Here is a 26,618-nt window from a genome sequence, read left to right as displayed (position 1 = left end):
GACGGGAGGGGTTCCCCTCAGGGGGCGGCGGTCAGCGGGGCCTGCGGCGCCGGGTCGAGCAGCACCTTGATCGCCCCGTCCTGCTTCTTCTGGAAGATCTCGTAGCCGTGCGGCGCCTGCTCCAGGGGAAGCCTGTGGGTGGCCAGGTCCATCACCCCGAGCGGGTCGGACTCGTCGACCACCAGCGGCAGCAGGTCGTTGGTCCACCGCCTGACGTGGGCCTGCCCCATGCGCAGGGTGACGCCCTTGTCGAACATGCGCAGCATCGGCATCGGGTCGGCCATGCCGCCGTAGACGCCGCTGATCGAGATCGTGCCGCCGCGCCGCACGGTGTCGATGCACTGGTGCAGCGCGGCCATCCGGTCGACGCCGGCGGTGGTCATCAGCGGAGCGGCGATCATGTCGGGGAGCAGGCCGGTGATGGTCTGGGTGATCTTCGCGACCGGGGAGCCGTGCGCCTCCATGCCGACGGCGTCGATGACCGAGTCCGGGCCCCGGCCGCCGGTCAGCTCGCGGACCGCTCCGGGGACGTCGTCGACCTCGGAGGCGTCGACCACCCTGACGCCGTGCCGGCGGGCCATCTCCAGCCGCTCGGGGACCCCGTCGATCCCGACCACCCAGTGGCCCAGGTGCTTGGCGATCCGGGCGCACATCTGGCCGATGGGGCCGAGGCCGAAGACCGCGACCGTGCCGACGTCGGGGATGTCGGCGTACCGCACCGCCTGCCAGGCGGTCGGCAGCACGTCCGACAGGTAGACGAAGCGCTCGTCGGGCGGGCCGTCGGGCACCTTGATGGGCCCGAACTGGGCCTGCGGGACGCGCAGGTACTCCGCCTGGCCGCCGGGGACCGCGCCGTACAGGCTGGTGTAGCCGAACAGCGCGGCGCCCATGCCGCGGTCGCGGACCTGGGTGGTGTCGCACTGGGCGAAGAGCCCGCGCCCGCACATGTCGCAGTGGCCGCAGGAGATGTTGAACGGGATGACGACCCGGTCGCCGGGCTCGATGTGGGCGACGTCCGCGCCCACCTCCTCGACGACGCCCATCGTCTCGTGGCCCAGGATGTCCCCCTCGTTCAGGAACGGGCCCATGAGCTCGTACAGGTGCAGGTCGGAGCCGCAGATCGCGGTGGTGGTGACCCTGATGACCGCGTCGGTCGGTTCCTTGATGAACGGGTCGGAGACCTCCTCGACCCGGATGTCACGCTTGCCGTGCCAGGTGACGGCCTTCATGCTCTGCCTCCTTTTCGTCCCCCGGAGGCCGTGTGCGGGCCGCCGGGCCGGGCGGTCAGCGCAACCGCGGCAGGATCTGCTCGGCGTAGAAGTCGAAGAAGGCGTCCTGCTCCCCGCCGATCTGGTTGATGTAGACCTCGTCGAAGCCCGCGTCGACGTACTCCCTGATCGCCTTCAGGTGGACCTCGGGGTCGGGCCCGCACGGCGTGCCCTCGCTCGCCTGCTCCACCGTGACCGTCTGCGCCAGCTGCTCGAAGTGCCGGGGCAGCGGGAGCAGCTGGGCGGCCTCGCCCTGGATGCCCTGGGTCGGCCAGAGCCGGTGCACGGTCTTGCGGGCCGCGTCCTCGTCGGCGGCGTAGCAGACCTTCAGCCCGCCCTGGGTGGGTTTGCCCTGGCCGCCCGCGGCGTGGAAGCGCTCCACGAGCTCGGCCGAGGGCCCGGTGCAGATGTAGCCGTCGGCGATCCGCCCGGCCAGCTCCACCGCCTTCTCCCCGAAACCGGACATGTAGATCGGCGGCGGCGTGTCGGGCAGCGTGTAGAGGCGGGCGGTGTCGACGTCGTAGTGGGTGCCGCGGTAGGTGACCAGCTTGCCGCTCCACAGCTCCCGCATGAGCTCGATCGCGTCCTCCAGCATCTCCAGCCGTTCCTCGGCGGGAGGCCAGCGCGAGTCGATGATGTGCTCGTTGAGCGCCTCACCGGTCCCGACGCCGAGCCGGAACCGGCCACCGGTCAGCACCGCGCTGGTGGCGGCGGCCTGGGCGACGATCGCGGGGTGGACGCGGACCAGGGGGCAGGTGACCGCGGTGGTGATCGGCAGCGAGGTCGCCTCGGCCAGGGCGCCGATCACGGACCAGACGAACGGGCTCTGGCCCTGCTCGTCGATCCAGGGGTGGAAGTGGTCGGAGATCCACAGGGCCTCGAACCCGGCCTGCTCGGCGCGTCTGGCCTGCCGTACCAGCTCCCGGGGGTCGTGCTCCTCACTTGACAGGAAGTACCCGAACGTCGTCATGCACCGCCTCCTCCACTGGGTGAGCTGCGCGGACCTCTGTCCATACCCGTGCTGGGGCGGTCAAACGGAAAGAGAGGCCATCCCTCCTTGTGCCTTTTGCACCGCAGGGGCGACACTGGGAGGACCAGGCGCATGAGCGGCCGCCGGAGACACCGGAGACCGCCGACCTCATGTCGCTGCCGTGGAGCCGTCCGATGCCATTGCAGATCAGCGGAGAGCACCGCCACGCCTTCACCGTCATCCGCCTCGCCGGAGAGGTCGACAAGACGGAGGAGCCGCGCCTCCGGGTGACGATCGACGAGGCGCTCACGGCCGAGTGCCCCCGACTGCTGTTCGACCTGTCCTCCGTGTCCTTCATCGACTCCTCGGGCCTGCGCCTCCTCGTCCAGGCCTCCTGCCGCGCCCACCGGAGCGGCGGGACCTGCGCCCTGTGCTCCCTGGCCCCCATGCCCCGCCGCCTGATGCGGCTGACCGGCCTCGACACCGCCTTCGACGTGTACCCCACGCTCGACGACGCGCTCACCGAGGGGCGGCCGGAGAGCCTCGCCTCGGTGGAACTGCGCTGACTCCCCCTTCCGCCCCGGGGTCTCCCGTGCTCCCCGGCTCCCAGTGAGGTCCCGCGACGCGCGCCCGGCGGGCGCCGGAACCCGCTCCCGGCCTCCACCGCCCGCCGGTTTGGCCCCCGTACCCGGGGCATCTGGGGGTTATGCGGGTAATCGTCATCGGCGCGACCGGGAACGTGGGCACCAGCGTGGTGTCCGCCCTGGCCGCCGAACGCAGCGTCACATCCATCCTCGGGCTGGCACGCAGGCTGCCCGACTGGCATCCGGACAAAACCACCTGGCAGACGGTGGACGTCGCCTCCGGCGACCTCGCGCCGCACCTCGCCGGCGCCGACGCGGTCGTGCACCTGGCCTGGTTGTTCCAGCCGACGCGCCGGCCGGTGACCACCTGGCGGAACAACGCGCTGGGCAGCATCCGCGTCTTCGACGCGGTGGCCCGGGCCAAGGTGCCCGCCCTGGTCTACGCCTCGTCGGTGGGCGCCTACTCCCCCGGCCCGAAGGACCGCGCGGTCACCGAGGGCTGGCCGACCCACGGCTGGCCCGGTGCCGCCTACGGGCGGGAGAAGGCCTACGTGGAGCGGGCGCTCGACTCCTTCGAGCGGGAGCACCCGGAGATCCGGGTGGTACGGCTCCGCCCCGGTTTCGTCTTCAAGCGGGAGTCGGCGAGCGAGCAGCGGCGGCTCTTCGCCGGGCCGTTCCTCCCCCACAGGCTCGTCCGGCCGGGCGCGATCCCCTTCGTCCCCGACCTTCCCGAACTCAGGTTCCAGGCGCTGCACGCCGAGGACATGGCCGAGGCATACCGCCTGGCGGTGGTCAGGAACGTCTCGGGCGCCTTCAACATCGCCGCCGACCCGGTGCTCGACTCCGCGGTGCTCGCCGAGGCGCTCGGCGCCCGCCGGGTGCCCGTCCCGGGCTGGCTGCTGCGGAGCGCCGCGTCCGCCGCCTGGCACCTGCGCCTGGTGCCCGCCTCACCGGATCTGCTCGACATGCTGTTCACCGTACCGATCATGGATGTCACCCGGGCCCGCACCGAACTCGGCTGGACCCCCCGGCACTCGGCGGTCGACGCGCTCCTCACGGTGCTGGAGGGGCTGCGCACCGCCTCGGGCATGGCCACCCCGCCGCTGGCCCCGCGGACCGGCGGGCCGGCGCGGCTGCGGGAGCTCGCCACCGGGCTCGGCAGGCGGCCGTGACGGCGCAGACGCTGATGGCGCGGACGGCGCGGACGGCGCGCCGGCCGCCGTGACGCTCCGCGACGGCGGGAGCAGACGGAAACAGACGAGAACGGGCCCCGGCCGGAAGCCGGGGCCCGTTCTCGTCGTTCCTGCCGTTCCCGCCGCCCGAGGGTGGCCGCTCTCAGTACCTGGAGCCGGTGGTGTGCCGGCGGGCGAGGGCCGTGCCCAGCCCCACCATGCCCAGGCCGAGGAGCAGGTGCAGCCAGTTGTCAGCGGTGTTGAGCGGGACGAAGTTGGCCGAGCTGTCGTGCGGGACGATCAGGCCGTACAGCCAGAGCAGCAGGTAGACGATCCCGCCGCCGACCAGGAAGTTACGGGCGCCCGTCCAGCTCCGGGACATCGCGAGACCCGCGATACCGAACAGCAGGTGCACGATGTTGTGCAGAATCGAGACTTCGAAGATGCCGAGCAGCATCGCGTCGGACTGGTGCCCGGCGAAGGTCATCTGGTCGACATTGCTGGTGATGCCGGGAATGAAGCCCAGCACGCCGACGAGAAGGAACACGATCCCCGTGATCCGCGCCGCGGTCTGCAGCGGGGAGCGGGTGGCCGTGCGGGTGTGCGGTGCGTCCATGACGTCTCCCACAGTGATCGGGACTGGTGCCACCCCCTGCTACCCCTCACTCGGGCATGTAGTCACACACGGTGGAACACGGGCCACGATGGCCGCGCCGCGCCACGCGGATCACCGCCGCGACCGGGCCCGGACCGCCGCGGGAGCCCGGCACGAGGACGGGGCAGCCCGCCGTACGGGCCCGCGCGGAGGTGACGGCGCCCGCCGTACGGGCAGAGCCCCAGCATGACGACTCGGGTCTCCCGGACAGCGGCCTCCCGGACGGCGGCTCCACAGACGGCGGCTCCACAGACGGCCGACTCCCGGACGGCGGGCCTCCGGTCTCCGCGCCCCGGCGGCCGTCCCTCGTCCCCGGACGGCGGGACCGGCCCCGCCACGGGGAACATCCTCGTCGGCACGGCCTCGTGGACCGACCGGTCGCTGCTGGAGTCGGGCTGGTACCCGGCCGGCGCGACGACGCCCGCCGCCCGCCTGGCCCACTACGCCGCACGCTTCCCCCTGGTGGAGGTGGACGCCACCTACTACCACCCGCCCGCGCTCAGGACGGCCGAGGCATGGAGGGACCGCACGCCCGCGCACTTCACCTTCAACGTCAAGGCCTTCTCCCTGCTGACCGGGCACCCCACCCCGGCCCGCTCGCTCCACAAGGACCTGCGGGCACGGCTCGGCGACCCGGACGGCACGCTGTACCCGCGCGACGTGGGCCCCGAGATCGTCGAGGAGGTGTGGGCGCGGTTCCTGTCCGCGCTCGCGCCGCTGCACGAGGCGGGCAAACTGGGCGCCGTCCTGCTGCAGTTCCCGCCGTGGTTCCCGGCCGGCGAGGGCAACCGCCGCCGCGTGCTGGAGTCCGTACGGCGCTGCGCCCCGCTGCGCGCGTGCGTGGAGTTCCGCAACCGCACGTGGATGGAGGAGGGCGAGCGGGAGCGGACCCTGGGCTTCCTGGCCGGGCACGGCATCCCCTATGTGGGCGTCGACATGCCGCAGGGGCACCCGTCGTCGGTCCCGCCGGTCCTGGCCGCCACCGCCGACCTGGCCGTGGTCCGCTTCCACGGCCACTCGGAGAGGTGGACCAGCAAGAAGATCGAGGAGCGCTTCGCGTACCTGTACTCCGAGGAGGAGCTGGAGCACTGGGCGGCCCGCCTCCGGAAGCTCTCCGCCGAGGCGGAGACCGTCCACGTGCTGATGAACAACTGCTGCCGCGACAACGCCCAGCGCAACGCCGCCCGCCTCGCCGAACTCCTGGCGGCGCGCTGACCCGCGATCCCTCAGAGGTCCAAGATCGAGCGCACGGTGTGCCAGCAGGCGGGGTCGGCGGCGTTGAGCAGGCCGGACCTGCCTCCGGCGGGGCGGTAGGGCACCCCGTCGAAGTGCCGGCCGGCGCCACCGGCCTCGGCGAGCAGGAGGGCTCCCGGGGCGTGGTCCCAGGGCAGCAGTCGCTGGAACACGACGAAGTCGAGCTCGCCGTCCACCAGGCGGGGATAGTCGACGCCCGAGCACTTCGCCCCTGGCCCCAGCTCGGCGAACCGGGGCGCCGCGGCCTCGACGCGCGCCCTGGCCCCGGGGTCCAGGAACCGGGTGAGCACGGCCCCGCGCAGCCCGGCCGGGTCCTCCGGCGCCGGTTTCCGGTGGAGGCGGGCCCCGTCGCACCAGGCTCCCGCACCCAGCTCCGCGACGTAGGCGCGGCCGTCGGCGGGCCGGAGGATCCACGAGGCCACGGTCCGCCCCTCCCGGACGAGGGCCGCCATGACGGCGTAGTCGGGTCCGCCGGCGACGAAGTTGGCCGTCCCGTCCAGCGGGTCGACCAGCCAGGCGGCGGGCGCCCCGGTGAGCGCGCCGAGGAGCCCGGGGTCGGCTGCGGCCGCCTCCTCCCCGACGACGGGCACGTCGAGCAGGGCACGCAGACGCCTCGTGATCAGCTCCTCTGCCTCGCGGTCGGCGACCGTGACCAGTTCACCGGGGGACTTCTCCGTCACCTCCCCCGCCGCCAGCGCCCGGTGCCTGGGCAGGATCACCGTCTGCGCCGCCTCACGGAGGATGCCGGTCACGTCGTCGATGTTCATGATCGCCACCCTACGACGGCCGCTCCCGCACACGCTGGCCGGGTTTCCAGGACGACTCGCAATCACCGTTGGTAAATTCTCCGTTGCCCTGAGTAAAAGGAGAGTCATGCCCCCCGGTCACGAACACGAGATGCCGCTGGAGATGCTCCGGCGCCGCCCCTCCTTCGCGCTGGAACTGCTCGCGCTGGGTGGGAAAGCCGCTATGGCGGACTACTCCGACGCCCGCCTGGAGTCGGTGGAACTGAACGAGCGGCTGCCCGCCGAGTACATGGCCGATTCGGTCGTCTCGGCCAAAGGACCCGACGGCGGCCGGCGCTTCGTGATCGTGGAGGTCCAGCGGGCCTGGGACAGCCGCAAGGTCTGGTCCTGGGCCGCCTACGTCGGCGGACTGACGGGACGGCACCGCTGCGCGGTGATGCTCGTCGTACTCTGCCTCGACAGGGCCGTCGCCGCCCGCTACGACCGGCAGATCCTCCCCGACGACTCGTGCATGCGGCTGCGCCCGGTCGTCGTCGGCCCCGACCAGCTGCCCGTCCCCCGCAGCGCCGCCGACGTGCTGGCCTCCCCGGAGACCGCCGTACTGAGCGCGGTCGCGCACGGCGACGACTTCGACGTCGTGGCCACGGTGGGCACCGCCCTGGCCGACCTCCCCGACGAGCGGGGCCCCGTTTACTACGATTATCTGGGCGGACAGCTCGCCGAGCCGATCCGCGCGCGACTGGAGGAGATCATGAGCACCGTGACCCCGGAGACCGACAGCGCCCTCGAACGACTCCTGCGCCGGCGGGAGGCCCTCGCCGCAGCCCGCGCCGAGGCACGCGGCGAGGCACGCGCGCTCGTCACCGTCCTGGAATCCCGCGGCCTCACCCCCAGCACCGCCCAACGCGAACGCATCACCTCCTGCACCGACCCCGACCTCCTGAACACCTGGCTGAGCCGCGCGGCAACGGCCACCGACCTGGCCGACGTCTTCCGGGACTGACACACCAGCCGAACCCACCCGCCGATCGCCACACCGGAGTCCCTCCCCCCGGTGACCGCCCCGGACGTACGGCGGGCCACACCGTCGCCCGTACGGCCCGTCGAGCCGATCCGCACACGCCGGGCACGGCAGCAGAGGGCGCGGTGTCCACGGCGAGAAAGCCGGGCCCCGGACGGTTCGGCGGGTGCCGAACCGTCCGGGGACGATAATCGGGCGTATGGACACCCTCCGTGCACCCGGGGCCAACCCCGGCCTGGCCTCCGTGGCCAGGCTCCTCGCCGACGGCACCCGTGCGAGCTTCTGCCTGGCCCTGCTCGACGGCCGGGCCTGGACCGCGACGGAGCTGGCACGCCACGCGGGGGTCGCCCCCTCGACCGCGACCGAGCACCTGAACGCCCTGGTGCGCGGGAATCTGCTCGTCGAGGAGCGGCAGGGAAGGCACCGCTACGTACGGCTGGCCGGCCCCCATGTCGCCGAGCTGGTCGAAGGGCTCGCCGCGGTGGCGCCCGCCCCCTCCTCGGCACCGCCCCGCTCGTTGTCGGCGGACGGCCGGCGGAAGGCGCTCGCCCACGCCCGCACCTGCTACGACCACCTGGCCGGGGCCGTCGCGGTCGCGATCACCGACACGATGACGGCGCGGGGGCTGCTGGACTGGGAGCACGGCCTCAGGCTCACCGGTGACGGGGAGGCCTGGCTCGGCCGGCTCGGCGTCACCGTCCCGGCGGGCACCCGCCGGCCGGCGGTGCGTCCGTGCCTGGACTGGACCGAGCGCCGCTCCCACCTGGCGGGCGCCGTCGGCGCGGCACTGTGCCGCCACGCGTTCGACTCGGATTGGATCGCCCGGATCGGCACCACGCGCGCCGTGGCGGTCACGCCGGCGGGCCGGGACGCGCTGCGGGACCACCTCGGCCTGCCCGAGGACCTCCTTCCGCGCCGGTGAGCGGCCCCGGCCGCCCGTACGTTCCTGGGGGCCTACCGTGGGGACACGGCCGTCAGCCGGTGACACCGGCGGCCCGCGCCGGGATGGGCCGCCGGGGCGGGGCCATCAGCGGCGGGCCAGGGGCTCGGGCTCGCGGAGTTTCTCGGTGAACCATCCGATGGTGCGGCGCAGCCCGTCGATGACGTCGACCGTCGGCCGCCAGCCCAGCCGCTCGGCGGCCAGCGAGGTGTCGGGACGGCGGACGGCCGGGTCGTCAGCGGGACGCTCGACGAATTTGATCGGCGAGGACGACCCGGTCAGGTCGCGGATCGTCTTGGCGAGCTCCAGCATGCTCAGCTCCGCCGGGTTGCCGATGTTGACCGGCCCGGTGAAGTCGCTGCCGGCCAGGGCGAGGATGCCCTCGACCGTGTCGGTGACGTAGCAGACGGAGCGGGTCTGGCCGCCGTCGCCCGCGACGGTGATCGGCTCACCGGCCAGCGCCTGGCGGATGAAGGTGGGAATGGCCCGGCCGTCGTGAGGGCGCATCCTCGGCCCGTAGGTGTTGAAGATCCGCACGATCGCCGTGTCGACCCCGCGGGAGTTGCGGTAGGCGGTGGTCAGCGACTCGGCGAAGCGTTTGGCCTCGTCGTAGACGCTGCGCGGCCCGACCGGGTTGACGTTGCCCCAGTACTCCTCGCGCTGCGGGTGCTCCAGCGGGTCGCCGTAAACCTCGCTGGTGGAGGCGAGCACGAACCGGGCGCCCTTCTCCTTCGCCAGGCCGAGGGCGTGCAGGGTGCCGAGGCTGCCGACCTTCAGCGTCTCGATCGGGTGGCGCAGGTAGTCCACCGGGGAGGCCGCGGAGGCGAAGTGCAGCACCAGGTCGACGTCGCCGGAGACGTGGACGAACTCGGTGAGGTCGCATTCGACGAGCCGGAACGCCGGCCGGCCCATCAGGTGGGCGACGTTGTCCGGGGAGCCGGTCAGGAAGTTGTCCATGCAGATCACCTCCGCCCCGCGCTCCAGCAGCCGCTCGCACAGATATGAGCCGAGGAAGCCGGCTCCGCCGGTCACCACCGCACGGCGGTGGACAGGAGTCCTCATCTGACGGTCACCTCCAGTCGGTCGAGCGCGGCCTCGAGGACCCGCGGGGCCTCGATCCGCAGCAGCCCGGGGTCGGGCCGCTCTCCATGGGGGTCTCCGCGTAACCCGGCCCAGATCGCGGTGTGCGGTCCACCGGGCGGCGGTCCCCACAGGGCGGGCGGGATGGGTCCGAACAGCACCACCGACGGGGTGGCGAACGCGCCGGCCAGGTGGGCGACGCCGGTGTCGCCGCAGACGACCAGGCGGGCGCGGGCCACCAGCGCGGCCAGGTCCGCCAGGCCGGTACGGCCGGCGAGCACGTGCTCGGCGGGCAGGCCGGCCAGGTCGGCCACCTGCCGGGCCAGGCCGTGCTCGGCCAGGCCCCCGGTGACCACCACCTCGTGCCCCGCCTCGCGCAGGCCTGACACGACGTGCGCGAAGCGCTCCGGCGGCCAGCGCCGGGACGGGTGGGCCGCGCCCGGGTGCACCACGACCGGCCCGGTGTGCGCCCCGCCCGGCCCGGCGGGATCGGCCAGGTACAGGTCGCCGGGATCGGCGGGGATTCCGTACCAGCCGAGCAGGTCGCACCAGCGCCGCACCTCGTGGACCTCGGCCCGCCAGCGCGGCCCCGCCACGCCGGGCACGTCCGGGTGCGCGTGGGACAGCAGGCGCTCCGGGCCCGTGCCGAGCAGCGCTCTCGTGCTCTGCGGGCCCCTGCCGTGCAGGTTGACCGCTATCGCGGGGGCCTCGACGGGCACCCGCTCCGGAGCCGGTTCGGGGCCCGGCACGTCGCACAGCTCGTCGACGGCGCCGATCAGCGGCAGCAGTTCCGCCAGCGCGGCCGGGGCGGCCAGCACGATCCGGTGGCCGGGGAAGGCGCGCCGCAGCGCCCGTAGCGCGGGCACGGCGGTGAGCAGGTCGCCGAGGCCCAGCGCGCGCAGCGCCAGCAGTGTGGGCCGCCCGTAGCGGAACGACGCCGCGCCGTGCCCGTTCCCGGAGCGGACCGCCGTGCCGTGCCCGTTCCCGGCACGCAGACCGTCCCCGGTACCGTCCCCGGTCCCGTTCCCGAGCCCGAGCCCGGCGTGCAGGCCGTCCCCGGTACCGTGGCCGGACCCGTTCCCGAGCCCGTTCCCGGCGCCGTCGTCCCGGATCACGGCCATGACGTCTCCGTGGACGGGCAGACGACGAGCTCCCGGACCTCGCAGCCCTCCGGCTGGCCGAGCGCGAACACCACGGCCGCGGCCACGTCCTCCGGCTTGTTGAGCCGCGCGTCGGGTCCCGGCTTGTACTGCTCGTCCCGGTCGTCGAAGAAGTGGGTCTGCATGCCGCCGGGGATCAGCAGGGTCACGCCCACCTGCCCGGCGAGCTCGGCCGCGAGCGCCCGGGTGAACCCGACGACGGCGAACTTGGAGGCGCAGTAGGCGGTGGCGTCGCTCAGCGCGCGCAGCCCGAGGGTGGAGGCGCAGGTCACGACCTTTCCGCGGGAGGCCTTCAGGTACGGCAGGGCGGCCCGGACCACCGAGGCGGTGCCCAGCAGGTTGACCTGGATCACCCGCTCCCACCGGTCGGCGGGCACGTCGTCCAGGCGTCCGCAGGCGTCGGTGCCCGCGGCGGTGACGACGCCGTCGAGCCGGCCCCCGGCCCGCTCCGCCAGCTCGGTCACGGCCCGCTCGGCCTGGTGGCGGTCGGACAGGTCCGCCGTCGCGTACTCGACGTCGTAGGCGGGGGTGTCGACGTCCACCACCAGCGGGCGGCCCCCGGCCTTGGCCACTGCCTCGGCACAGGCGAGGCCCAGGCCGGACGCGCCACCGGTGATCAATATGTTTCCCAGCATCTGAAGGTTCCTCCGGTCTCACAGGTCTCCCAGGTCACACGGTCGTGCGCCTCACAGGTCTCACAGGTTTCATGGATCTCTCAGGTCTCTCAGGTCTCTCCGGTCACGCCGGAGCCGCGGTGGTCCGGGCAGCCCGCGGCGGGCGTCTCACAGCGCCGCGCGGGCGGCGGCGATCAGCCCGGTCGTGGACTGCCCGGGGACGAGCGGGAGGATGACGACCTCGCCGCCCGCGCGGCGTACGGTCCCGGCCTCGGGCAGGTCGGACTCGGTGTAGTCGCCGCCCTTGACCCACACGTCGGGCCGGAGCCGCTCGATCACTGCGGCCGGCGTGCCCTCGTCGAAGAGCGCTACCGCGTCGACGCAGCCCAGCGCGCGCAGCACCTCGATGCGGTCCTCCTCCCCCACGACGGGGCGGCCGGGTCCCTTGAGGCGGCGGACGGAGTCGTCGGAGTTGACGCAGACGATCAGCGCGTCGCCCAGCGCCCGGGCCCGGCGCAGCAGGCTGACGTGGCCGGCGTGCAGCAGGTCGAAGCAGCCGCCGGTGGCCACCAGCCGGCCTCCGGACTCCCGGACCACCTCGGCGACCTCCAGCGCGGTGCGCGGCCGGTCGCCCAGCGCGGGGAGCCGCGCCGCGGGGCGGCGGGCGGCGGTCCTGGGGTCGGGCGCCCGGACGGCCGCGGCTCCCCCGCCCTCCACGAAGCGCCCGGCCTCGCGCACCGCCTCCGCGACGGCGTCCTCGGCACGGGCTCCGGCGCGCAGCGCCAGCGCGGCGGCTCCGGCGAACCGGTCCCCCGCTCCGCACGTGTCCGGCCGGGCCGTCACCGGGGGCGCCGGGACGCGGACGGCCGCGCCGCCGCGCCGTACGACCACGGCGCCGCGCTCGCCCAGTGTGACGGCGGCNNGCCTCGGCGGCCGTCGTCCGGGCCAGGCGGCGGGCGGCCTGCTCGGGCGAGGTGTACGGCTCCGGCGCGCACAGCAGCCGGGCCTCGGCCTCGTTGGGGGTGACGAGCGCGCAGCCGGGGACCGGGGCGTCACCGCGCGGGTGCGGATCCCAGACCACGGGCGTGCCCGCGGCGATCACCCGCTCCAGCGCGTCCCGCACGGCCCGCACGGTCCCGCGGCCGTAGTCGGAGACCAGGACGGCGCCCGCTCCGTGCAGCGCCGCGGCGGTCCGCCGGGCGCCGAGGTCCCCGGGGCGGTTCCGGGTCCCGTTCACGGCCCGTTCGCCGTCCACGCGTTCCCCGCCGCCCGCGTGCGCCCGGCCGTCGCCGGTGTCGACGCGGAGCAGGGTCTGGCCGGCGGCCCGGATCCGGGTCTTGGTGACGGTCCCGCCCCGCAGCGGGAGCGGCACCACCTCCATCACCTCGGAGAGGGACTCCCGCAGCCACCACCCGGCCTCGTCGTCGCCGAGCGCGGTGACCAGGACGACCTCGGCCCCGGTCCGGGCCGCGAGCAGCGCGGCGAGCCCCGCCCCGCCGGGGCGGCGGCGGCCGGGGCCGGCGGCCACGACGGGCACGGGCGCGTCGGGGCAGAGCCGCTCGGCCTCGCCCTCGACGTCCACGTCGAGCAGGGTGTCGCCGACGACGACGAGCGGACCGGGCCTCATGAGCAGGCCTCCTCGAGTGCGTCGCAGAGCATGTGGATCACGGCGAGGTGCACCTCCTGAACGGTCGCGGTGTCGGGGGCCGCGACGGGGAGGGCGTCGTCGCAGAGCTCGGCGAGCGGGTTGGGGGCCGGGCCGGTCAGCGCCCAGGTCGTGATGCCGCACTCCCGCGCGGCTCGCGCGGCGGCCAGCACGTTCGGGCTGGATCCGCTGGTGGACAGGCACATCAGCACGTCACCCGGGCGGCCGTGCGCCCGCACCTGGCGGGCGTACACCTCCTCCGCGCCGAAGTCGTTGGCGATCGCGGAGACGGTGGAGGTGTCGGCGTGCAGCGGGATCGCCGCGTAGGGGCGGCGGTCGTCGCGGAATCGGCCGACCAGCTCCGCGGTCAGGTGCTGGGCCTCGGCGGCGGAGCCGCCGTTGCCGCAGGCGAGCAGGCGGCCTCCCTGCGTGAGCACGGCCGCGAGCTTGCGGCCCCAGACGGATATGGTCTCGGTCTCGCCGTCCACCGCGGCGAGTGCTGCGCTCAGGCGTGACAGGTGTGGGTGCATGCTCTCCTCAGCCTCCCGCGGCGGCGGCGATCCGGTTCCGGCCCCTGCTGGGGTGACCGGTGATCACGTCGAGGTAGACGGCCTCGGTGCGCTCGGCGATCCGGGGCCAGCCGTACTGGGACCTGGCGCGGCGCTCGCCGGCCAGGGCGAGTCCCGCGCGCAGGTCGGGACGGTCCAGCAGGTCCCGCAGGGCGCGGGCGAGGGCGCGCGGGCGGCGGGGCGGGACCAGCATCCCGCAGCCCGCCACGGTGTCCAGGTGCCCGCCGACCGCGGAGGCGACCACGGGGACCCCGCAGGCCATGGCCTCCACGACGGCGATGCCGAACGGCTCGTACCAGGGCACACTGACCATGGCGTCGGCCGAGCGCATCAGGGCGGGCACGTCGGCGCGGCCGACGCTGCCGATCACGTGCACCCGGTCCGCCAGGCCGTGCGCGGCGGCCAGGTCCCGCAGCCGCTTCGTCTCCTCGTCGTCGGGCGAGCCCCCGGCGACGACCAGCTCGGCCCCGGGCAGGCCGCGCAGGGCCTCGATGACGGTGCCGACGCCCTTGCGGGGCACCATGCGCCCGATGCTGAGGATCCGCGGGCGTGCCCCGCGGGGGGCGGCGGGGCCGTCCGGGTGGAACAGCTCGAGGTCGACCCCGCACGGCACGACTGTGATCTTCTCGGCGGGCACGCCCATCGCGACCAGTTCGTTCACCTCGTCGGTGCAGGTGGCGACGGTCATCTGGGCCGTGCGGCCGATGCCGGTCTCGACGGTGACGCGCTGGGGCGGGCTGGTGTCGGCCGTGCCCTGCCAGCGCCGCTTGACGGTGCCGAGGGCGTGGAAGGTCTGCACCACCGGCACGCCGTGCGGCCGGGCGGCCTCCAGCGCGACCTGCCCGCTCATCCAGAAGTGGGCGTGCGCCACGTCGGGCCGCCACCGGCGCCAGCGCCGCCGCAGGTGCTCGGCGAAGGCCGGCATGTACGGCGGCAGCTCGTCCTTGGGCACGTGCGCGGCGGGCCCGGCGGGCACGTGCTCCACGGTCACCCCGGGGCGCAGCGGCACCCGGGCGGGGACGGCGGGATGGTCACGCCGGGTGTAGACGACGATCTCGTGACCGCGGTCCGCCAGCGCGGCGGCGAGCGCCGCGACGTGCACGTTCTGTCCTCCGGCGTCGACTCCGCCGATGGCGGCGAGTGGGTTCGCGTGCTCTGAGACGAGCGCGATCCTCATACGGCTACCTCCCTTGGTACGGCCACGCGGCGGACCGCCTGTGCGACCTGCTCGGCCTGGACGGACGTCAGACAGGGATGGCCGGGGACCGGGCAGGTCCTGGCCCTGGTGGCCCGGCAGGGGGCGTGCTGGTCACCGAGGACGACGGACCGCACGCCGTACGGCGCCCAGCGGGCGGCCGGGACGACGGGGGCGAAGAGGCTGACCACGGGGGTGCCGACCGCGGCCGCCAGGTGCGCGGGGCCGGTGTTGGCCGCGACGACCGCGCACGCCCCTTCCAGGACCGCCGCGAGTTCGGCCAGGCTCGTCCGCCCGCCGAGGTCGGTGACGCTCCCCGGCGCGCCGAGAAGCCCGTCCGCACCGGCGCCCCCGGAGGCCGTCCCGCCGAGCCCGCCGGGGCCGACGCCGGGCGCCGTCCCGGTGATCTCGGCCGTCAGCGCGCGCTCGCCGGGGCCGCCGGTGACCACGACCCGGTGCCCCTGCGCGGCCAGGAGCCGGACCAGCCTGGCCCAGTGCCCGGCCGGCCACGCCCGCGCGGGCGCCGAGACGCCCGGGTGCACGGCCACGTAGCCGGGCGGACCGGTCAGGTGCGCGACGCCGGGCAGCGGCCGCCGCACGGCGAGCCGGCCGTCGTCGCCGGCCGGGAGCTCGAACCCTGCCGCCCGGGCCAGGCCGAGCATGCGCTCGGCCTCCGGCACGTCCACGTCCTCGTCGACGACGTGCCGCACGTCGAGCAGCGAGCCGGGGTAGTCGTTGCTGATCGCGGCGGTGCGGGGCACGCCCGCCAGCCGGAGCAGCAGCGCGAGCGGGAGCGCCGACTGGTGGAAGGAGGTGAAGATCAGCGCCTGCTCCGGGGCGATCCGCCGGACCTCGTCGACCAGCCGGGCGACGTGCTCCGAGGTCACCGGCGGCGCGCCCGGGTCGATCCACGGGGTCCGCCACTCCAGCACCCGGGACACGCCCGGCAGGAGCTCGCCCGCGGCGCGGCCGTACGGGCCGGCCAGCAGCACGACCTCCCGCGCCCGGGCGGCGACCGCTCGGATCGCGGGCCCGGCCAGCAGCACGTCCCCGGCGTTGTCGGGCCGCGCCACCAGGACCGTGCCGATCCCGGGGCCAGTCCCGGGATCCGGCGCGCGGTCGGACATCGGGTCCGGCTCCGGACCCGTGGGAGTGCCCGTCACCGGCGCACCCTCAGCTCTCCGCGCAGGCGGTGCGCGCAGGCCGCCGGGGGGATGACCGCGCTGGTCACCGCCATCCGCCAGATCTCCTCGCCGGTGCGCGGGCCGGGGGCGATGCGCGCCCAGGCGAACTCGGCGGTCAGCAGCGCCCACGCCGCCGCGGCGGCGCCGGCCGTCCGACGCCGGCCGGCCAGGGCCGCCCCCGCCGCGAGCAGCCCGCACGCGGTGACGGCGGCGTGGCGGCGGAGCCTGCCGGGCGCGCCGCCGAGCAGCTTCCGCCAGCCGGGGCCGTGCACGCGCCGCATGAGCGCGTCGTCGGCGTTCCCGCGCTGGAAGCGCACGCTGGCCCAGAAGCCGTCGTCGCGGACCGGGTGCCGGGTGACGCGCTCGCCCTTGACCAGCCGGTATCCGGCGGCCTGCACGCGCAGCGCCAGGTCGGCGTCCTCCCGGTAGGCGCGCGGGAAACGCTCGTCGAAACCGCCGGTCCGCTCCAGCGCCTCGCGCCGGTAGGCCATGTCCGCGGTGATCCAGTCGGCGTGCGCCAGGCCCGCGGTGTTGCGCTCGGCGTCGGTGGGCCTGCGGCCGGCCGGGAGCGGCACCTCGATGCGTCCCTGGCTGCCCCCCACGTCGGCGGGCAGGTCCTCCAGGTCGGCGCGGACCGCCTTGTCCCAGCCGGGCTCGGGGACCACGTCGTCGTCGAGGAAGACGACCCACGGCGTGGTCGCCGCCCGCCAGCCGGTGTTGCGGGCCGCGGCGGGTCCCCGGCCGCCGGAGCGCAGGACCCTGACCCGGTCGCCGGCCGCCACCGCGGCGGTCAGCACGTCGGCGTCGGCGCCGAGCGAGGCGGGGCCGGTGAAGGGCGGTCCGCCGGGCGCGGAGGCGGGGGTCTCCAGCGCCTCCAGGGCCTCCAGGGCTCCGGGTCCGCCCCCGGCCGCCGGGATCGGGTCCGGGCGGTCGTCGACCACGATGACGTCGGTCTCCGGGGCCAGCGCCGCCAGGGTGGCGGTGAGGGTGGGGCGGCCGATCGTCGGGATGACCACGGTGATCATGAGGCGAACACCTGTCCCCGGCGGATGAGGTACGGCCCGAGCACCAGCAGGTCGACCGGGGCGGAGCCGAAGCACTCCAGCGCGTCGCGCGGGTCGTCCACCATGGGCCGGCCGGCGGTGTTGAGGCTGGTGTTGACCACGACCGGCAGCCCGGTCCTGGCCTCGAACTCGCTCAGCATCCGGGCCAGCAGCGGGTCGGCGGCCCGGTCCACGGTCTGGATCCGGGCGGTGCCGTCGACGTGCACGACGGCGGGGATCCGGTCGCGCCACTCGGGGCGCACGTCGTGGACGAAGAGCATGTAGGGGCTGGGGACCGGCCCCCGGGTGAAGATCTCGTGAGCGCGCTCGGCGAGCACCATCGGGGCGATCGGGCGGAACTGCTCGCGCCCCTTGACGTCGTTGAGCCGCTCGGTGTTGGCCGCCCGGCCGGGATGGGCCATCAGCGAGCGCCGGCCGAGCGCGCGCGGGCCGTACTCGCTGCGCCCCTGGAACCAGGCGACGATGCGGTCGGCGGCCAGCTCGGCGGCGACCGCCGCGGCCAGATCGGCGGGACGCTCGTACGGCACGCGCGCGGCGCCGAGCCAGGCGGCCAGCTCCTCGTCGGTCCAGCCCCGGCCGAGGTCGGCGCCGGGCATCGGCGCGGCCGGCTCCCCGAACGCCTGGGCGAGGTGGAGCGCGCCGCCGAGCGCGGTGCCGGCGTCGCCGGCGGCGGGCTGGACCCAGAGCTCGTCGAAGGGGCCCTCGGCGAGCAGGCGCGTGTTGGCGACGCAGTTGAGCGCCACTCCCCCGGCCATGGTCAGGCGGCGCTCGCCGGTGCGCTCGTGGAGCCAGCCGGCGAGCTCCAGCAGGACCTCCTCCAGCCGCTTCTGCACGCTGGCGGCGAGGTCGGCGTGGTCCTCCGACCAGGTGTCGCCCCTGCCGAGCCGCTTGGCGTAGCCGGCCCAGTCGATCGGCTCGACGCGGAACCCGCCGTCGCCGGTGGTGTAGATCAGCTCGCGCAGCTCGCCGAGGAAGCGCGGCTCGCCGTAGGAGGCCAGCGCCATGACCTTGTACTCGTCGCTGGAGCGCATGAAGCCGAGGTGCTCGGTGACCTCCTCGTACATCAGGCCGAGCGAGTGCGGCAGCTCCTGGGCGGCCAGCACGGACAGCTCGCCGTCGGCGTAGCGGCCGGCCAGGTGGGAGACGGCCTCGCCGCGCCCGTCGCAGACCAGGACGGCCGAGTCGCGGTACGGCGCGGCCAGCCCGGCCGAGGCGGCGTGCGCGACGTGGTGGGGCACGTAGCGGACCTGCGCCGGGTCCAGGCCGGGCAGCGCGGTGGCCAGGAAGTACGGGGCCCGCCGGGCGTAGGTGGTGCGCAGGTCCTCCCAGCGCGCGTCGAGCCCCTGCTGTCCGGGCCGGACCAGCGCGGGGTCGTAGGAGTAGGCGACGGCGTCCAGGTCCTCGGGCTTCAGCCCCGCCCGGGCCAGGCACCAGGCAGCCGCCTGCTCGGGCAGCTCCCAGGCCGAGAAGGGCACCGGGCGCTTGCCGTGCTTGCGGCGGCTGAAGCGCTCCTCCTCTGCCGCGGCCACCACCTCGCCGTCGACGACGAGCGCCGCCGCCGGGTCGTGAAAGATCGCGTTCAGTCCCAGGAATTTCATGCACTCGCCTTTCGCAGACACCTCGTCACTACCGAGAGAAGCGCTTCTCAAACACCACACCCCGGTAGAAGTGCAGCTAGACGGGGTGCAACCAGCACGTTGTCACTCTGAGTAGTTGTTTTCTCGGTTAAGTCCCACGTAAACGGGCAACAGAGGAAATCGTGGAGGAGACCCATCCGGGAGGTACGACGTGCCGCACGACGAACGACCAGCCGCCATCCTTTTCGACCGTGACGGCACACTGGTGAACGACGTCCCGTACAACCGCCGGCCCGAGCTGGTCGAGCCCGTGCCCGGCGCCCGGGAGGTCCTGGACCGGCTCCGCGGCGAGGGGATCCCGCTGGGCGTCGTCACCAACCAGTCGGGCGTCGCGCGGGGCCTGATCACCGAAGGGGAGCTGGCGGCGGTCAACGCCCGCGTCGAGGAGCTGCTCGGGCCGTTCGACGCCTGGGCGGTGTGCCGCCACGACGACGCCGACGGCTGCGGCTGCCGCAAGCCCGCCCCCGGGCTGATCCTGGCGGCGGCGCGGGCGCTGGGCGTGGATCCCGGCGACTGCGTGGTGATCGGGGACATCGGCCGCGACATGGACGCCGCCCGCGCGGCCGGGGCACGCGGCATCCTGGTGCCCACGGCCGTGACGCTGCCCGGGGAGGTCGCCGCCGCCGGAGAGGTCGCCCCCGACCTGGCCGCCGCGGTCGAGCTGGCGCTCGGCGGGGCCGTGCCCGGGGTACGGCCGGAGCCGCCGGGCGGCCGGGCGGCCGCGACCGTGCCGGGCCTGCGACCGGACACGCGGCCCGGGGTGCGGCCGGACTGGGAGGTGGCGCGGTGAGGATCCTGCTCTGGCACGTGCACGGCTCGTGGACCACGTCCTTCGTCCACGGGCGCCACGACTACCTGGTCCCGCTCACCCCGGACCGGTGCCCCGACGGGCGCGGCCGGGCCCGCACCTTCCCCTGGCCGGACGCGGTGCGGGAGGTGCCCGCCGACCTGCTCCGCGGCGAGGAGGTCGACCTGGTCGTCCTGCAGCGCCCGCACGAGCTCGAGCTGGCCGGGCGCTGGCTGGGCCGGCGCCCGGGCCGGGACGTGCCGGCCGTCTACGTCGAGCACAACACGCCCAGGGGCGACGCCCCGGCCACCCGGCACCCGCTGGCCGACCGCGCGGACGTCCCGGTCGTCCACGTGACGAACTTCAACGCCCTGTTCTGGGACAACGGCCGCGCCCCGGTCCGGGTCATCGAGCACGGCGTGCTCGACCCCGGCCACCTGTACACCGGCGAGCTGCCCCGGGCCGGCGTCGTCGTCAACGAGCCGGTCCGGCGCGAGCGGGTCGCCGGCACCGACCTGCTCCCGCAGTTCGCCGAGGAGGTGCCGCTGGACGTGTTCGGCATGCGGGTCACCGGCCTGGCGGACCATCTGGGCGTGCCCGTCGGGGCCTTCGAGGACCTGCCGCAGGCGCGGATGCACGCCGAGCTCGCCCGGCGCCGGGTCTACCTGCACCCGTACCGGTGGACCTCCCTCGGGCTCTCCCTCATCGAGGCCATGATGATCGGCATGCCGGTCGTGGCGCTGGCCGCCACGGAGGCGGTGGAGGCGGTCCCGCCGGAGGCGGGGGTGGTCTCGACCCGCCTCCCCGTCCTCGTCGCCGCGCTGGAGGCCTTCGCCGGGGAGCCGGAGCTGGCCCGGCAGGTCGGCAAGCACGCCCGGGCGGCGGCGCTGGCCCGCTACGGCCTCGACCGTTTCCTGGCCGACTGGGACCGCCTGATCGGCGAGGTCGCCGGCGGCTGAGACGCGACCCGGACACGGCCGGCGCACAGCCGGCGCACGGCCGGGCACGGTCCTTCGCGGTGGCCCCGTCCTCCCAGGTGACTTCCGTGATCACAGGGGTAGGGGGCGGCGGTGAACATGAGAGTCGTCCTGGTGACGGTGGTGACGGCGGCGGGGGCGGCCCTGACGGGGTGCGCCTCCGCCGAGCGGGAGCCCGCCCTGCGGACGGTGGGGCACTTCTACGCTGCGGTGGCGGCCGGGCAGGGCGAGCGGGCGTGCGCGCTGCTCGCCCCCGAGGCCGCCGAGGGGGTGCGCTCCGGCGGGCGGACGTGCGGGCAGGCCGTGCTCGAGCTCGACCTGCCGGGCGGCGCGCCGGGCACGGCCGAGGTCTGGGGGGACGAGGCCCGGGTGCGGCTGGCGCGTGACACCGTCTTCCTGCACCGCTTCCCGCAGGGCTGGCTGGTCCGGGCGGCCGGCTGCCGTCCGCGCGGCGCGCTGCCGTACTCGTGCGAGGTGGAGGGATGAGCGTGCGGGTGATGTTCGTCGCGACCCTCGTGATCATCGTGGTCGGCCTGGCGTACTTCTTCGCCCTCGGCCTGCTGCGCCGGTAGGAGGGGAGGATCCGTGAGGCGCTTCGCCAGGGACAACGCGCTCAGCCTGTTCTTCCTGGTCCTGTTCGTGCTGGCGCTGGCCGGGCAGTCGGTGGCCGGGACCGCGGCTTACAACGACCGGCAGCTCGCCGAGGGCGGGGCGCGGGTCTCCTGGCTCGGGTACGTCACCTCCGCGGACTTCGCCGTCGACGTCGCGGAGAACTGGCAGTCGGAGTACCTGCAGTTCCTGCTCTTCATCCTGGCCACCGTCTGGTGGGTGCAGCGCGGCTCCCCGGAGTCGAAGAAGCCCGGCAAGGAGGGCCCGGAGAGCGACGCCGACCAGCAGGTCGGCCGGCACGCCGAGCCCGGCAGCCCCCGCTGGGCGAAGGCGACCGGCCTGCGGCAGACGCTGTACGGCAACTCCCTCGGCGCGGTGATGGGGCTGGTCTTCGCCCTGTCCTGGCTGGCCCAGTCGGTGGCGGGGCTGGCGAGCTGGAACTCCGAGCGGCTCTCCCGGCTGCAGGACCCGCTGACCTGGGGCGAGTACGTCGTCTCGGCCGACTTCTGGGACCGTACGCTGCAGAACTGGCAGTCGGAGTTCCTCGCGGTGCTGTCGATGGTGGTGCTCTCCGTCTACCTGCGCCAGCGCGGGTCACCGGAGTCCAAGCCGGTCGGCGCGCCGCACACGGCGACCGACGTGGAAGGGTGAGCCGCGCCCGCCCGGCTCACCCGGTCGGCGGCCTCCGGCACGAAACCCTCGCGCGATAACGGGCATAAACCCTGAATACGACCACGTGTACGGTCGGCGGGCGAGTCCGGGGAGACGGGGGCCGTGGAGAGGGAGAACGGGGAGCGTGAGGCGCGGCGGCTGGAGGCGCTGCGCGCCACCGGTCTGCTGGACGCGCCGGAGACGCCGCTGCTGGACCAGGTGACCCGGATGGCGGTCCGGCTGCTGGACGTGCCCGCCGCCCTGGTGACGCTGATCGCCGAGGACCGGCAGGTGATCGTCAGCTCCGCGGGTTCCGGCGAGTCGCCGCCTTCGCGGCAGACGCCCCTGTCCCAGTCCATGTGCCGGCACCTGGTCCGCGACGACGCCCCGCTGACGGTCGGCGACGCCCGCGGCGACGAGCGCTGGGCCGGCATCGGGGCCGTCTCCCGGGGCGAGCTGACCGCCTACGCCGGCACGCCGCTGCACGCCCCCGGCGGCCCCCCGCTGGGCGCCCTGTGCGTGATCGACGGCCGTCCCCGCCCCTGGACCCGGCAGGAGCTGGAGACGCTGGAGGCGCTGGCCGCGATGGCCGAGGCGGAGATCGCCTCGCGGGCGGCCGAGCGGACGGCCCGCGAGGAGCTGGAGCGGGAGCGGATGTTCCTGTCGGAGCTGCTGGACAGCCTGGACATCCCGGTCTCGGCCTGCGACGCCGAGGGCCGGATCGTCCGCTTCAACCAGCCGATGCGCGAGATCCTCCCGGCGCCGGAACTGCCGGTGGGCCAGGAGATCTGGGCGCGGGCCTACCGGCTGTTCGACGCCGCGGGCCGGCGTCTGCTGGACGTCGACGAGCTTCCCCTGGTCCGGGCGATGCGGGAGCGCTACGACGGCCAGGAGGTGGTGGTCCGCCCGCCCGGCGCGCCCCCGCGCCGGTATCTGGTCAACGGCCGCCCGATCGTCTCCTCCGGCGGGCGCCGGCTCGGCGCGGTGGCCGTCGCCCACGACGTCAACGGCGAGCACCGCGTCCGGCTGCTCCGCGACCTGCAGCACGCCACGGTCCGGGCGCTGGCCGACGCCGCCTCCGCCCAGCAGGCCGCCTGCGGAGTGATCGGTGCGATCACCGGCACGCTCGGCTGGGCCTGCGGCGAGTACTGGCAGGCCGACCCGAAAGGCACCCGCCTGACCCGCACCGGGTCCTGGACGCGGCCGGACCTCGACCTGTCCGCCTTCACCGGCGGCGACCCGATGACCGTCCGGCGCGGGCAGGGGCTGCCCGGCCGGGTGAAGGCCACCGCCAGCCCCGTCTGGATCTGCGACCTGCGCGCCGGAGCGGAGGACATGCTCCGCGCCGAGGAGGCGCTCGGCGCCGGCCTGCGCACCGCCGTCGGGCTCCCGGTGCGCAGCGGCGACCGGGTCCTGGCCGTGCTGACCTTCTTCGCCGACACCGTCGAGGAGCGCGACGAGGAGCTGATCGACCTGCTCGGCGGCGTCTGCGCGCACGTCGGCCGTTACATGGAGCGCCGCCGCGCCGAGGACCTGGCCCTGGCCCTGACCGCCAGCCGGCGCCACTTCGACCAGGTCGTCGCCCAGCTCGACGACCTGGTGTGGACCCTCGAGATCCCCGACGACGGCGAGCCGCACCCGGTGTACGTGAGCGGGAACACCGCCGGGGTGCTGGGCGGGCAGGCGCCCCGCGGCTTCGACGCGGTCTACGTCCGCGACCACGTCCACCCCGACGACCGGCAGACCTTCGCCGGCATGATCGCCGAGTTCCGCGCGGGCAGGCCCGCCGAGGCCGAGTACCGCATCACCGGCCTGGACGGCGTCATCCGCTGGATCTGGAGCCGGGGCACGCCCCGCCGCGAGGACGGCCGGACCATGGTCGACGGCATCTCCACCGACATCACCGGGCGGCGCGAGATCACCGAGGAGCGCGAGCAACTGCTCGCCGCCGAGCGCGAGCAGGTCCGCCGGCTGCGCGACCTGGACCGGATGAAGGACGAGCTGGTGGCCCTGGTCAGCCACGAGATCCGCTCCCCCATCGCGGTGATCCGCAGCTACGCCGAGATGCTGCTGGACGACCCCGGCCTGGACGACGAGCAGCGCATGTTCGCCGACGTCATCGACCGCAGGAGCACCCACCTGCAGCACCTGGTCGACGACCTGCTCGACCTGGCCCGGCTGGACACCGGGACGATCGGCGTCGACGCCCGCCCGCTCTCGCTGAACCGGCTGGTCCGGCAGGCCGTCGACGACCACCGGGCCGCCGCCGAGGCCAAGCGCCTGGCCGTCACCGTGCGGCTGGAGCGCCACCTGCCCGTGCACGGCGATCCGGTACGGCTCCGCCAGGTGCTGGACAACCTGCTGTCCAACGCCGTCAAGTACACCCCCGAGGGCGGCTCGGTCACCGTCGCCGCCGGCTGCGGCGCAACGATCGACGTCGACGACGGCGGGGAGTGCCGGAGCGGGGCGGTCACGCTGACCGTCGCCGACACCGGCATCGGCATCCCGGCCGAGCAGTACGAGCGGCTGTTCGACCGGTTCTTCCGGGCCGCCAACGCGGTGGAGGCCGGCATCAAGGGCACCGGGCTGGGGCTGCCCATCACCAAGGCGATCGTCGAGGCGCACGGCGGCACGATCACCGCCTCCCCCCGCGACGGGGGCGGCACCGTCTTCACCGTCCACCTGCCCACCGGGGCGCCGCAGACCGGCGGGGACCACTGACCCAGCGGACCCGGGCGGGCCGGGGCGGGCCGGGTCCCGGCGGGCCGGGAAGGCCGCGACCGGACCGCGCGGTCAGCGGAAGCGGAACGGCCGGGGACCGGTGAGGTCGTGGTCGTCGATGTGGTCGATGATGTCGTCCTCCAGCCCGTTCTCCCGGACCAGGCGCGGTCCCATGTCCCGGACCTGGTCGGCCATGTCCTCCCGGCCGATCGTGTCGAAGGCGGCGCGCAGCCTGGCCAGGCCGCGGCCCATCTCCACGCTGGCCACGTGGGAGAGGGTGGTCGGCAGCGCCCGCTGCAGGCTCTTGACCGCCAGGTCGCGGTCGCGCGCCGGCAGCTGCGGCAGGATCTCGGCCAGGGTGGACAGCGCCCCGGCGCAGGTCTGGTGCTGCCGGGAGGAGGTGCTGACCACCACCAGGTCCACCAGCGCCGCCACGATCCGCCGTTGCAGGGCGTCGTCGTAGACCACCGGGAGCGGCCCTCCGTACACCCCGGCCTCCGGGACCCCGGCCGCGGCGCACCGGGCCGACAGGTCGCGCAGCGCCCCCACGGAGGCCAGCGCCACGTCGGGGTTCTGCCGGGTGGAGGTGGCCGCCCAGGCGATGTTGCCGAGCTGCTCGATGGCGTGGTCGGGGTCGATGTCGGCGTTGCGCACGCGGTCGATCGTGACGCAGTCGAGGACGCTGCCGGCGATCCGGCGGCGCTGCGCCTCGTCCCCGCCGCGGATGCGGGCGACGGTGTCGCCGTAGGCGAGCAGGTCGCCGATCCGCACCTGGAAGGAGACCTCGACCGCCTCCCCGGCCGGGGCGAGCAGCTTCTCCAGCCGGGCGGTGCTGATGTCGACCACGTAGCCGGTCGCTCTGGTGGTCACCGGCAGGGACTCGCCCTCGAGGAGGGCCCGGGGACGGGAGCGGGCCAGCAGCGGGAGCTGGCGCAGGCGCGCCCTGAAGGCCAGGTCCTGGATCGAGCGCACCACGGAGGTCGGGCGCATCTGGTCGATCATGACGTAGGCCATGAAGACCAGCAGGACGAGCGCCGCGGCGGCCAGCACGACGGCCAGCAGCGCCCCCACCCCGGCCCACGCCGGGCGGGAGACGGCCATGACGAGGTAGGCGTAGACCGCGCAGCCGGCGACGTAGCCGAAGTACGCCTGGTTCGCGCGGCGCCGCAGGAACTGGTCGAACACGACCGGGGCGACGGTCGTGGCGGTGTGCGAGATCGCCACCAGGAGGGCGGAGATGGTGAGCGTGGTCACCGTGACCAGCCCCGTCGCGATCACCCGCAGCATGGAGAGGAGGTTCTCGTGCGGGAAGAGCCGCAGGAAGGCGTCGCGGACCCCGGGCGGCCAGCCCGGCGAGGACATGTCCACCAGTGTGGCGCCCACCGCCAGGGCGACGGCCCCGAGCACCATGAGCAGCGGGGTGAACAGGAACTCCGTGACCGAGAGCCGGAGCCGGACCCGGAGGTCCTGCTGTGCGGGGACGAAACGCCTCAACCGCGATATCTCAGACATCGCCTTCGAATGCCCCCGCCTCCTGCGGGCAAACGGCTGGCAAACGACGGGCGGGCGAGGGCGAGCGGTGGGCGAAGGCCCCCGGGCCGGTTTCATCCGGGCGCGGGGGGGAAGCCGCAGAACTCACGGAAACCCATCGGAGGAACCAGCGAGAGGAGCGAGTATGACGACCGCACGGGAGATCATGACTCCGGACGCGGAGTGCGTGAACGCGGACGAGACGGTCCTCGACGCCGCCGGGAAGATGGCCCGCCTGGGCGTGGGCTCCCTGCCGATCTGCGGTACGGACGACCGGCTCAAGGGCGTGCTCACCGACCGCGACATCGTGGTGAAGGTGCTCGCCCGGGGCAAGGACCCGGCGTCCTGCAAGGCCGGCGAGCTGGCCCAGGGCGAGGCCGTCACGATCGGCGCCGACGACGACGCCGGTGAGATCCTGCGGACCATGGCCTCGCACAAGGTGCGCAGGCTGCCGGTGATCGACGGCCACAAGCTCGTCGGGATCGTGGCCCTGGCGGACGTGGCCCGGGCGCTCCCCGACCGTCCGGTCGGCGACCTGCTCGACGCGATCAGCACCGACTGACCGCCCCGGACCGGCGACGGTCT

Annotated in this window: 26 protein-coding genes; 12 read left to right on the top strand and 14 right to left on the bottom strand. The window is 74.8% G+C overall.

The window, feature by feature from the left end:
- Nucleotides 1-17: 17 nt before the first annotated feature.
- The gene (locus ACFOWE_RS11255; protein WP_377287201.1) at nucleotides 18-1,229 is read right to left on the bottom strand and encodes a zinc-dependent alcohol dehydrogenase; all 1,212 of its coding nucleotides are present in this window, start codon (nucleotides 1,227-1,229) and stop codon (nucleotides 18-20) included.
- Between the two features lie 55 nt (nucleotides 1,230-1,284).
- Nucleotides 1,285-2,238: an LLM class F420-dependent oxidoreductase gene (locus ACFOWE_RS11250; protein ID WP_377287200.1), complete on the bottom strand. Its 954-nt coding sequence runs from the start codon at nucleotides 2,236-2,238 to the stop codon at nucleotides 1,285-1,287.
- 194 nt (nucleotides 2,239-2,432) lie between these two features.
- Between ACFOWE_RS11250 and ACFOWE_RS11245 the strand changes: the two genes are divergently transcribed.
- Both ACFOWE_RS11245 and ACFOWE_RS11240 read left to right on the top strand, forming a co-directional pair.
- Nucleotides 2,433-2,804 carry an STAS domain-containing protein gene (locus ACFOWE_RS11245; RefSeq protein WP_377287199.1) on the top strand — a complete coding sequence of 124 codons (372 nt, stop codon included), beginning with the start codon at nucleotides 2,433-2,435 and terminating at the stop codon, nucleotides 2,802-2,804.
- Between the two features lie 140 nt (nucleotides 2,805-2,944).
- Nucleotides 2,945-3,994: an NAD-dependent epimerase/dehydratase family protein gene (locus ACFOWE_RS11240; RefSeq protein ID WP_377287198.1), complete on the top strand. Its 1,050-nt coding sequence runs from the start codon at nucleotides 2,945-2,947 to the stop codon at nucleotides 3,992-3,994.
- A gap of 163 nt (nucleotides 3,995-4,157) precedes the next feature.
- Here the strand turns inward: ACFOWE_RS11240 and ACFOWE_RS11235 are convergent, their stop codons facing one another.
- A complete protein-coding gene (locus tag ACFOWE_RS11235) occupies nucleotides 4,158-4,610 on the bottom strand; it encodes a DUF4383 domain-containing protein (RefSeq protein ID WP_377287197.1) in 453 nt (150 codons plus the stop codon).
- Between the two features lie 225 nt (nucleotides 4,611-4,835).
- On the opposite strand from ACFOWE_RS11235, the gene ACFOWE_RS11230 reads away from it, so the two are divergent.
- Nucleotides 4,836-5,864: a DUF72 domain-containing protein gene (locus ACFOWE_RS11230; protein ID WP_377287196.1), complete on the top strand. Its 1,029-nt coding sequence runs from the start codon at nucleotides 4,836-4,838 to the stop codon at nucleotides 5,862-5,864.
- 11 nt (nucleotides 5,865-5,875) lie between these two features.
- On the opposite strand, the gene ACFOWE_RS11225 is transcribed toward ACFOWE_RS11230, so the two are convergent.
- Nucleotides 5,876-6,670, bottom strand: a complete 795-nt coding sequence (locus tag ACFOWE_RS11225) for an inositol monophosphatase family protein (RefSeq protein ID WP_377287195.1) — start codon at nucleotides 6,668-6,670, stop codon at nucleotides 5,876-5,878.
- A gap of 106 nt (nucleotides 6,671-6,776) precedes the next feature.
- On the opposite strand from ACFOWE_RS11225, the gene ACFOWE_RS11220 reads away from it, so the two are divergent.
- Both ACFOWE_RS11220 and ACFOWE_RS11215 read left to right on the top strand, forming a co-directional pair.
- A complete protein-coding gene (locus ACFOWE_RS11220) occupies nucleotides 6,777-7,652 on the top strand; it encodes a hypothetical protein (protein ID WP_377287194.1) in 876 nt (291 codons plus the stop codon).
- 217 nt (nucleotides 7,653-7,869) lie between these two features.
- The gene (locus ACFOWE_RS11215; RefSeq protein WP_377287193.1) at nucleotides 7,870-8,592 is read left to right on the top strand and encodes an ArsR/SmtB family transcription factor; all 723 of its coding nucleotides are present in this window, start codon (nucleotides 7,870-7,872) and stop codon (nucleotides 8,590-8,592) included.
- Between the two features lie 105 nt (nucleotides 8,593-8,697).
- Here ACFOWE_RS11215 and ACFOWE_RS11210 read toward each other — a convergent pair whose 3' ends face one another.
- The 4 genes from ACFOWE_RS11210 to rfaE2 all read right to left on the bottom strand — a co-directional run bounded on the left by ACFOWE_RS11210 (nucleotide 8,698) and on the right by rfaE2 (nucleotide 12,355).
- On the bottom strand, nucleotides 8,698-9,672 hold the full coding sequence (locus ACFOWE_RS11210) for a UDP-glucuronic acid decarboxylase family protein (RefSeq protein ID WP_377287192.1): 975 nt from the start codon (nucleotides 9,670-9,672) through the stop codon (nucleotides 8,698-8,700).
- Nucleotides 9,669-10,811 carry a glycosyltransferase family 9 protein gene (locus ACFOWE_RS11205; protein ID WP_377287191.1) on the bottom strand — a complete coding sequence of 381 codons (1,143 nt, stop codon included), beginning with the start codon at nucleotides 10,809-10,811 and terminating at the stop codon, nucleotides 9,669-9,671. Before ACFOWE_RS11205 ends, ACFOWE_RS11210 begins: the two co-directional genes overlap by 4 nt.
- A complete protein-coding gene (locus ACFOWE_RS11200; RefSeq protein WP_377287190.1) occupies nucleotides 10,802-11,485 on the bottom strand; it encodes an SDR family oxidoreductase in 684 nt (227 codons plus the stop codon). The genes ACFOWE_RS11205 and ACFOWE_RS11200 overlap by 10 nt, the downstream gene beginning before the upstream one ends.
- 147 nt (nucleotides 11,486-11,632) lie before the next feature.
- Entirely contained in the window at nucleotides 11,633-12,355 is a 723-nt protein-coding gene (rfaE2, locus tag ACFOWE_RS11195; protein ID WP_377287189.1) for a D-glycero-beta-D-manno-heptose 1-phosphate adenylyltransferase, read from the bottom strand.
- Between the two features lie 172 nt (nucleotides 12,356-12,527).
- On the opposite strand from rfaE2, the gene ACFOWE_RS11190 reads away from it, so the two are divergent.
- The gene (locus ACFOWE_RS11190; RefSeq protein ID WP_377287188.1) at nucleotides 12,528-13,151 is read left to right on the top strand and encodes a hypothetical protein; all 624 of its coding nucleotides are present in this window, start codon (nucleotides 12,528-12,530) and stop codon (nucleotides 13,149-13,151) included.
- Here the strand turns inward: ACFOWE_RS11190 and ACFOWE_RS11185 are convergent.
- From ACFOWE_RS11185 to ACFOWE_RS11165, 5 genes are read right to left on the bottom strand one after another with little or no spacing between them, the layout of a single operon-like run.
- Nucleotides 13,088-13,639, bottom strand: a complete 552-nt coding sequence (locus tag ACFOWE_RS11185; RefSeq protein WP_377287187.1) for a D-sedoheptulose-7-phosphate isomerase — start codon at nucleotides 13,637-13,639, stop codon at nucleotides 13,088-13,090. The genes ACFOWE_RS11190 and ACFOWE_RS11185 overlap by 64 nt on opposite strands.
- 7 nt (nucleotides 13,640-13,646) lie before the next feature.
- Nucleotides 13,647-14,855, bottom strand: a complete 1,209-nt coding sequence (locus ACFOWE_RS11180) for a glycosyltransferase (protein WP_377287186.1) — start codon at nucleotides 14,853-14,855, stop codon at nucleotides 13,647-13,649.
- Nucleotides 14,852-16,000 carry a glycosyltransferase family 9 protein gene (locus tag ACFOWE_RS11175; RefSeq protein WP_377287569.1) on the bottom strand — a complete coding sequence of 383 codons (1,149 nt, stop codon included), beginning with the start codon at nucleotides 15,998-16,000 and terminating at the stop codon, nucleotides 14,852-14,854. The genes ACFOWE_RS11180 and ACFOWE_RS11175 overlap by 4 nt, the downstream gene beginning before the upstream one ends.
- Nucleotides 16,001-16,032: 32 nt before the next feature.
- Nucleotides 16,033-17,082, bottom strand: coding sequence for a glycosyltransferase family 2 protein (locus tag ACFOWE_RS11170; RefSeq protein WP_377287185.1), 1,050 nt, complete (start codon nucleotides 17,080-17,082; stop codon nucleotides 16,033-16,035).
- Nucleotides 17,079-18,719, bottom strand: a complete 1,641-nt coding sequence (locus ACFOWE_RS11165) for a carbamoyltransferase family protein (RefSeq protein WP_377287184.1) — start codon at nucleotides 18,717-18,719, stop codon at nucleotides 17,079-17,081. The genes ACFOWE_RS11170 and ACFOWE_RS11165 overlap by 4 nt, the downstream gene beginning before the upstream one ends.
- Nucleotides 18,720-18,909: 190 nt before the next feature.
- Here ACFOWE_RS11165 and ACFOWE_RS11160 point away from each other — a divergent pair, with 190 nt between their 5' ends.
- The 5 genes from ACFOWE_RS11160 to ACFOWE_RS11140 all read left to right on the top strand — a co-directional run bounded on the left by ACFOWE_RS11160 (nucleotide 18,910) and on the right by ACFOWE_RS11140 (nucleotide 24,503).
- The gene (locus tag ACFOWE_RS11160) at nucleotides 18,910-19,548 is read left to right on the top strand and encodes a D-glycero-alpha-D-manno-heptose-1,7-bisphosphate 7-phosphatase (protein WP_377287183.1); all 639 of its coding nucleotides are present in this window, start codon (nucleotides 18,910-18,912) and stop codon (nucleotides 19,546-19,548) included.
- Nucleotides 19,545-20,504, top strand: coding sequence for a glycosyltransferase (locus tag ACFOWE_RS11155; RefSeq protein ID WP_377287182.1), 960 nt, complete (start codon nucleotides 19,545-19,547; stop codon nucleotides 20,502-20,504). Before ACFOWE_RS11160 ends, ACFOWE_RS11155 begins: the two co-directional genes overlap by 4 nt.
- Before the next feature lie 111 nt (nucleotides 20,505-20,615).
- Nucleotides 20,616-21,008: a hypothetical protein gene (locus ACFOWE_RS11150; protein WP_377287181.1), complete on the top strand. Its 393-nt coding sequence runs from the start codon at nucleotides 20,616-20,618 to the stop codon at nucleotides 21,006-21,008.
- Between the two features lie 99 nt (nucleotides 21,009-21,107).
- Nucleotides 21,108-21,782, top strand: coding sequence for a DUF6766 family protein (locus ACFOWE_RS11145; RefSeq protein ID WP_377287180.1), 675 nt, complete (start codon nucleotides 21,108-21,110; stop codon nucleotides 21,780-21,782).
- Between the two features lie 123 nt (nucleotides 21,783-21,905).
- Nucleotides 21,906-24,503, top strand: coding sequence for an ATP-binding protein (locus ACFOWE_RS11140; protein WP_377287179.1), 2,598 nt, complete (start codon nucleotides 21,906-21,908; stop codon nucleotides 24,501-24,503).
- Between the two features lie 72 nt (nucleotides 24,504-24,575).
- Here ACFOWE_RS11140 and ACFOWE_RS11135 read toward each other — a convergent pair whose 3' ends face one another.
- Nucleotides 24,576-26,015, bottom strand: coding sequence for a DUF2254 family protein (locus tag ACFOWE_RS11135; RefSeq protein ID WP_377287178.1), 1,440 nt, complete (start codon nucleotides 26,013-26,015; stop codon nucleotides 24,576-24,578).
- Nucleotides 26,016-26,178: 163 nt separating this feature from the next.
- Here ACFOWE_RS11135 and ACFOWE_RS11130 point away from each other — a divergent pair, with 163 nt between their 5' ends.
- Nucleotides 26,179-26,595: a CBS domain-containing protein gene (locus tag ACFOWE_RS11130; protein ID WP_377287177.1), complete on the top strand. Its 417-nt coding sequence runs from the start codon at nucleotides 26,179-26,181 to the stop codon at nucleotides 26,593-26,595.
- The last annotated feature ends 23 nt before the right edge of the window (nucleotides 26,596-26,618 follow it).

Source organism: Planomonospora corallina (assembly GCF_042650625.1).
GTDB lineage: Bacteria > Actinomycetota > Actinomycetes > Streptosporangiales > Streptosporangiaceae > Planomonospora_B > Planomonospora_B corallina.
This window is presented reverse-complemented; position numbering and strand designations above follow the sequence as displayed.